Consider the following 7335-nt stretch of genomic DNA (forward strand, 5'->3'; position numbering starts at 1 on the left):
AACGCCTTTATCAGCCTTGCATTTCTGGCTTCCCGGAAAAAATCCGATTTGACGGCAGGGCAGCTATTTGCGCGAGGCTTGACGGGAGTTATCGGGATTACAGCGATTATCTCTTCCTTGACTATCTCGATAATTTTGCTCGTTTTCCTGCAAGGCTCTAATGAGCATCTGGTGAGTGTCAAAGAGATATTCATCTGGATACCTAGCGGTGATGATTTCCAAATTAAATTTGGCTTGATGCTAGATCCGCTAACCTCAGTTATGACAGTGGTAGTTACCACTATCAGCCTGATGGTACATATCTTTAGCACAGGCTATATGAAGAACGAAGACGGTTTCCACCGCTTCTACACCTACCTACCTTTCTTTACCTTTAGTATGTTGTTGCTGGTAATGTGCAATAACTTCTTGTGGTTATATGTAGGTTGGGAACTGGTGGGCTTGAGCAGCTATCTGCTAATCGGTTTTTGGTTCGCCAAAAAATACGACTGGGGTCGCATGCTGCCTTCTGCCGCCAACGTCAAAGCCTTTGTGGTCAACCGCATCGGTGATTTTGGGTTCGGTCTAGGCGTAATGTGGCTGTTCGTAATTATGCTTCCACACGGTGAGGGAATACCGCTCTTTGACCGTCTGAACTACGAGAACGTCTTTAAAGTTTTTGAAGAAGGTCTGGTAGATGGCAAAGTAGTATTCCTAGTTAGCATCCTGCTGTTTATGGGCGCTATGGGTAAATCTGCACAGATGCCTTTACATGTATGGTTGCCGGACGCGATGGCAGGTCCTACTCCTGTTTCAGCCCTCATCCACGCCGCTACAATGGTGACAGCCGGTGTATATCTGGTAGGACGTATCAACCCTATCATTGTGCGCTCGGAAGAAGCTATCGCCGCTGTAGCAGTTATCGGTATCCTGACTGCTTTCTTCGGAAGCACCGTAGGTACAACCCAGAAAGATATTAAAGCGGTTATGGCTTACTCAACTGTAAGCCAGTTGGGGTATATGTTCTTTGCTCTAGGTGTGTACGGTTGGATAGCAGCCTTCTTCCATCTTATGACGCACGCTTTCTTCAAAGGTTTGCTCTTCCTCGGCTGTGGTGCAGTTATACACAGCAACGAAGACACTATCAAAGAAATGTTTGAAGAAATCCATCATAACGCTGAAGAATGGGCTAAGAAGAAATATCCTAATGACCCAGAAAAAGCAGCGGAGTATGCCTTCGAATTATTTGAAGCAGCTGAAAATGCCATCGAATACGGCGTTGATCCGAAAAGCGATGACCGTCTGTTACGTGAAGGCTTAGACCCGCAAGATATGGATTATATGGGCAACTACTTTAAACAGATGCCCGTTGTCGCCATCAGCATGACCTTTGGGGCAGCTGCTCTCGCTGGCGTGCCGCTAACCGCCGGCTTCTGGAGCAAGGACGAAATTCTCGGTACTGCCGCCCTACAAGGACAGTGGTGGATTTACCTAATCGGTCTCTTCTCAGCCTTGTTAACCGCCTTCTATAGCTTCAGAATGATTTTCTCGGTTTTCTGGAGCGACAGCTACCGTTTGCCGAAAGCCCTTACTAGGCTGGCGCATGCCGGTATGCAGAAGAAAGCGAAAGAACTAGGCATACAATATTTCAACCCGATTGAAATCATTGAGTTCGTGGGAGGCAACGCCGATAAAAACCGCAAACAGGTTAAGGTGCATGTCCACAAACCGGGCTGGAATATGCAAGCTCCGCTCGTATTCCTAGCTTTTATGTCCATCGCTGCTGGTTACGTCGGTCTGCCAAATGTAATTTTTGGCAACGGGGTAAACCAAATCGAGAAATTCTTGGAACCAACCTTCGAGCCTGCGCTTAAAGTAATGGAAAGTAATGACATTACTAAACAGCCTGACTTCACCGGAACCTTAATTCTGTTACTGGTTTCGGCTGTAGTATCACTTACTGGCGTAGGGATTGCCTACGTGATGTATCACAAAAACCGGGAAACGCTACCGGAACGGGCAATGCGCCTCTCGGGACCGCTTTACTACATCTCGCGCAACAAGTGGTATTTTGATGAAGTGTATAACCTAATCTTTATACAGGGCGGTATGGCGTTCTTCCGCTTCCTGTGGCGTGGCATAGACGTATTCATCATTGACGGTATCGTCAACGGTGTAGGATACGTGACTCGCTTTATTTCACAGGGCTTGCGTAAAGTACAGACTGGCTTTGTAACCAATTATGCGCTCTATATCGCGCTCGGTCTGGTAGTGGTGGTGGCAATCTTCTACTTGACGGTGGGGGTTAAATTCTAATGCTATCCTTAATGACTTATCTGCCGCTTGCTGGAGCGGTGCTGATACTACTAGCGCCAAAGAATAATGACATTATAAGAGGCATTGCGCTTGTAACAACCTTCGCCAACTTTATAGTATCGTTGATCATAACCATCGGTTTTGATCGCTCTTTGACCGGATACCAGTTTACTGAAAAAGCAGAGTGGATACCCGGCTTGGGCGCAACCTACCATATGGGTGTGGACGGCGTTTCAGTGCTAATGCTCTTGCTAGACGGCATACTTTTCTTCTTGGCAATCATTGCCAGTTGGAAGCCCATCCAAACCCGCATCCGTGAATATTATTTCTCGATGCTGTTATTGAATGTAGGTCTAGTTGGAGTCTTCTGCGCCCTAGACTTCTTCCTATTCTACATCTTCTGGGAACTGGTACTAATCCCGATGGCGGTACTTATCGGGGTTTGGGGTGGTCCTAGGCGTATCTACGCTGCCGTCAAGTTCTTCCTTTACACGTTAGTCGGTAGCCTTCTGATGCTGGTGGCGATTATCGCCCTGTATTTCGAGTATGTAAAAGTAACTGGCAAAGCAGCTACACTGGATATTGTAGAAATAACTGAAGGCTTGGCTAAATCAGGTGGTTTAAACCACGACTTCCAGTTCTGGGCATTTCTTGCCTTCGGTATAGCATTTTGTATCAAAATCCCAATGTGGCCTCTCCACACTTGGTTGCCCGATGCACACACCGAAGCGCCAACCGCCGGAAGCGTTATTCTGGCGGGTGTAATGCTTAAAATGGGCGGTTATGGTCTTATCCGCTTTAACCTATCGCTTTTCCCCAATGCCAGCCACGACCTTGCGCCATTTATGATTGTTTTATCACTTATCGCCATCATTTACGGAGCGTTGGTAGCGTTGGTACAGCCAGATATGAAACGTCTGGTAGCATATTCCAGCGTAAGCCACATGGGTTTCGTAGTATTGGGCTTGTTCAGCTTTGCTGCCGGTTTTGGTGAAAAGACAATCAAGGGCGAAATTAATCCGTTGCTCAACAATAGACAGGGCTTTGATGGCGCGGTCTTCACAATGTTCAGCCATGGGCTGTTGACCAGCGGGTTGTTCCTCTGCGTAGGCGTTATCTACGACCGCCTACACACTCGCGACATCAATACAATCTCGAATACGTTGCGAATTGGAAATCGCATGCCTTTGTACGCCACCATTATGATGGTTTATACAATGGGTTCGCTAGGTTTGCCAATGTTGAGCGGTTTCGTAGGGGAGTTCCTGTCTATGCAGGGTGCTTTCCGCGTAACCGGTTGGTACGCCTTTACGGCTTCCTTCGTTATTGTTTTTGCGGCAGTCTATATGCTGTGGTTGTACAAGCGCGTCTTATTCGGGCGTGTGGACGATTACGACCTCGCGTTTGTAGAAGCCAAAATCAAAGAAGCGGAAGAATATGAACGCAGCCATGGTGGACACAACAGCCATGATGCAGCGCATAGTCACGAAGAACATGCTCACGAAAAACACGGGCATGGACATGGTCACGCAGATAAAGATATGCTACGCAACGGCGCAAAGTTAAAGGATTTAAATTTTGCAGAGTGGTTTGCGCTTTATCCAATGGCTGCTTTTTCAATAGTTACGGGCGTTTTCCCGGTGCTTGTGCTTGATTTCTTGGGCAAACCTGCCGAGGCAATTACCGGAGTGGCTTCTAAATCCGTCCAATTTGCCGAGGTCATTGACTTCACGGCAATTGTACAGCAATTCTTTAGATAAGACGGAGATATCAAGTGTCTCTAGAGTCGGTAATATTCCAAATTTCAAATGTTAAGCCGAGCTTCACTGGCGACGATTTTATTAAACTGTTGCCTGAACTCATCGTGTTGCTTAGCGGCACTCTGATTACCATCATTGATATGCTGATACCCAAAGACAAGCGCCCTAGTTTAGGCTGGTTGGCGTTGATAGGGTATAGCAGCGCACTGGTAGCAGCAGTAGCATTGTTCAATTATGTACCACCTACAGGAGTACCTAGCAGTTCCTTTGGTGGTATGTTCATCCGTGATAATTTCACCACATTCCTTGAAGTTGTCTTCCTGATTTCCGCCATCCTCAGCGTGCTAATTGCGCCGGATTATGTGCTGAAACGGGATATGCCAATCGGCGATTTCTATAATATCCAGAGTTCCGCCGTTCTGGGTATGATGGTGACTGCTGCCGCAGGAGATTTGACGGTAATATTTGTGGGTATTGAACTCATTTCTATCTCCGTTTACATCCTTACCGGCTTTGCTCGCAATGACAAAGGCTCGGCAGAAGGCGCGTTGAAATACTTCTTGCTCGGTATTATCGCTACTGCCATTCTGGTGTACGGTATGGCTTGGTTGTTCGGTATGACCGGCTCAACCAACTTAAACGAAATCCGGCAAGCTATTACTGCAACCCCAAGCCTGAAAGACGATCCGGGTTTGACCTTCGCAATGCTGCTGTTGATTGTAGGCTTCGGTTTCAAGATTGCGGCGGTACCTTTCCATATCTGGACACCAGATGCCTATGAAGGCGCACCAACTCCGATAACCGCTTTTATGTCCACCGGACCAAAAGCGGCGGCTTTTGCAGCGTTGGTTCGGGTTATGGTGCAAGGGATACCGCAACTTTCCGAGCAATGGACTATTGTTATTGCAGTGCTGGCAGTGCTAACCATGACTCTCGGCAACGTAGTAGCAATCGTGCAGAAAAGCGTCAAGCGCATGCTGGCTTACTCCAGTATTGCTCACACAGGCTACATAATGATTGGTCTAGCAGCCTATGTTAATAGCCCTGAAAAGGGGCGTGATGCGATTAGCTCGATTCTGTTGTACTCGGTTATCTACGTATTCATGAATATGGGTGCGTTTGGTATCGCCATTTGGTTGCAGAATACCGGGAACGGCATAGACGAAGGAGATTACAACGGGCTAGGTAGCTGGGCGCCAATTCCGGCACTAGCAATGGCAGTTTGTCTTTTCTCGTTGACAGGCTTGCCACCCACAGGCGGTTTCTTCGGAAAGTTCTTTGTATTCCGAGCCGCTATTGATAGCGACCTTACATGGTTGGTAATTGTAGGGGCATTAAACAGCGCAATATCGGCGTTCTTCTACTTGCGTATAATTGTGGCAATGTACTTCCGACCTGCTCCAGAAGGCATTAAGGAAAGGGCACAACCCACTAAGGCGTTGTTTATAACAACCGCGCTGATAATAGTTACCGCAGCAATTCTGATATTGGGCATTTACCCAGGTCCAGCCCTAGATTGGGCAAAAGACGGAGCAACTCCTTTCTTTGAGGGGATAAAAACCGCGCTAGGACAATAGTAAAAAGCAGAAAATCAAAAAAGCCCTTTCCACTAATACAGGAAAAGGGCTTTTTTTTGACATTTAAAAAGCAAAAACCCCTCATAAAACTGAGGGGTTGCAAATATATACTGCTACTATGTGAAATGAATTTCTAGTGACTGTTAATGCGATCTTCCAATAAAGCCTGAAAAGCGGTATCTCCTTCAACCCATCCGCAATGTACGCAAACCCATGCTTCATGATTAGGCTGTGGCAATTGTGCCCGCTTGTACATCAAAAATAAACGGTTTCCTATCGGTTCAAGATTACTACCGCAATTATTGCAGTGTGCTTTATCATAAGAAATACCAGCTTTGCTGCCCCGGATTGTTGCTTCATTTCGAGCCATGCTGCCACCCTCCCGTAGAACGGAAAAAACTACGTTACAACTAAATCATAGAGTTCTTATCTTTGAGCAGATTAGGTTAGATAAGTTTTGTAGAAGTTTTTTTTTGTAATTATTATAACAATAATTATACTTTTGTTAATAAATGGTGTCAAGTAGATAAATTTTTACGTGCGGCTTAATTTTTGGGGAATTGTCTGGTTTTGCTCCATCCGTACAACAACAAAGCGGCTGCCAGCAAAGCTACCATACCTACCAGACCACCCTCTGGACCAAATGAACCGCCTGTAACAGAGTCTGGACCATCTACCAGAGGTTGCAACACCGGGGAAGAAACGGTAAACCCACTTACGGGAAAGCCAAAAATCACACCCTGCGCGAAGTTCCAAGAAAAATTGAAGGCTATGGGCAACCACAAGCGTCCGGTAATCATGTAAGCATATGCAAAAACCAGACCTGCCAACGCAATATTAACCGCCGCAAGGATACTACCATGAGGATTCAAAAGATGAGATAGCCCCCAGAAGACTGACGAGGCGACTACAGCCGCTACGCCGCCCCAAGTGAGATTTATAGCTTGAAGAATGTAGCCACGCACTACCAGTTCTTCAGCAATAGCCACACACAGAAAGATTGCCACCCATTGTAATATTTGACCAGCATCGTAGTTTGGACCGGTATTGCTAAGCATAAAACCGGTAGAACGTTCAAAAAAATAGACTAGCGCAAATAGCAAGGGTCCAAGCAAAATACCAAGAATAATATCTACAGGAACCGCAGTATATAAGCGCAAGCCAAGGTCGAGAATAAAATGCCCTCTAGCCACGCGCTGGCTAACGAAAACGGCTGTTACTGACCCTACCAGCAAAACCAACGCACCCCAAATACTGCTGACGCTAAGCACGCCCCCGTCCTGTGAAACTGAATTGACAATTTGCCCGAAAGAATCGAGATAATTAAATTTATTAGGGGGATTTATTAAGGCATAGATAAAGGCAAAACTAAAGATTAGCAAAGTGGTTATGATAAAATAAAGGCTGAAGAAAAAAGCCAGATCCCTGAATGTCCGAATCCAGCCTAACCGTTGCTCGGCACTGGCAGGGTCTCGCTTTTGAATTTCAGATTTCAGTCCCAGAAAACGCAGGCTAATAAACCAACCTGCACTTACCAGCAATGCTACTACAAGCACGACCAGAAAATTCATTGCATAACCTTCAGTTGAATATGCCAAACAATAAAAAATAATAAGCGCATTATACACTAAAAATAGACACATCTAAATTTGGTATATTCAATGGAAAAGTTATCTACATTTTGTGTATAGCGGTTGATAACT

General features: G+C 46.0%; 5 protein-coding genes. 3 read left to right on the forward strand and 2 right to left on the reverse strand.

Annotation, left to right across the window (positions count from 1 at the left end):
• The 3 genes from WCK19_RS17935 to WCK19_RS17945 form a co-directional block, all read left to right on the forward strand.
• Positions 1-2295 (forward strand): NADH-quinone oxidoreductase subunit L (locus tag WCK19_RS17935; protein WP_342398776.1); only part of this gene is annotated, 2295 nt, incomplete at its 5' end.
• Positions 2295-4055 carry an NADH-quinone oxidoreductase subunit M gene (locus WCK19_RS17940; RefSeq protein WP_342398777.1) on the forward strand — a complete coding sequence of 587 codons (1761 nt, stop codon included), beginning with the start codon at positions 2295-2297 and terminating at the stop codon, positions 4053-4055. The genes WCK19_RS17935 and WCK19_RS17940, both read left to right, overlap by 1 nt.
• A 14-nt stretch (positions 4056-4069) precedes the next feature.
• A complete protein-coding gene (locus tag WCK19_RS17945) occupies positions 4070-5632 on the forward strand; it encodes an NADH-quinone oxidoreductase subunit N (protein WP_342398778.1) in 1563 nt (520 codons plus the stop codon).
• A 133-nt stretch (positions 5633-5765) separates the two neighbouring features.
• Here the strand turns inward: WCK19_RS17945 and WCK19_RS17950 are convergent, their stop codons facing one another.
• Both WCK19_RS17950 and WCK19_RS17955 read right to left on the reverse strand, forming a co-directional pair.
• Positions 5766-6002, reverse strand: coding sequence for a hypothetical protein (locus WCK19_RS17950; protein ID WP_342398779.1), 237 nt, complete (start codon positions 6000-6002; stop codon positions 5766-5768).
• Positions 6003-6177: 175 nt separating this feature from the next.
• Positions 6178-7203: a CPBP family intramembrane glutamic endopeptidase gene (locus WCK19_RS17955; RefSeq protein ID WP_342398780.1), complete on the reverse strand. Its 1026-nt coding sequence runs from the start codon at positions 7201-7203 to the stop codon at positions 6178-6180.
• Positions 7204-7335 lie beyond the last annotated feature (132 nt).

Source organism: Candidatus Chlorohelix sp., assembly GCF_037138995.1.
Lineage (GTDB): Bacteria > Chloroflexota > Chloroflexia > Chloroheliales > Chloroheliaceae > Chlorohelix.

Bases quoted from the DNA above. Each gene is read 5' to 3' on its own strand.
- WCK19_RS17940 (WP_342398777.1), top strand. From the start codon at position 2,295: ATGCTATCCTTAATGACTTATCTGCCGCTTGCTGGAGCGGTGCTGATA.
- WCK19_RS17950 (WP_342398779.1), bottom strand. From the start codon at position 6,002: ATGGCTCGAAATGAAGCAACAATCCGGGGCAGCAAAGCTGGTATTTCT.
- WCK19_RS17955 (WP_342398780.1), bottom strand. From the start codon at position 7,203: ATGAATTTTCTGGTCGTGCTTGTAGTAGCATTGCTGGTAAGTGCAGGT.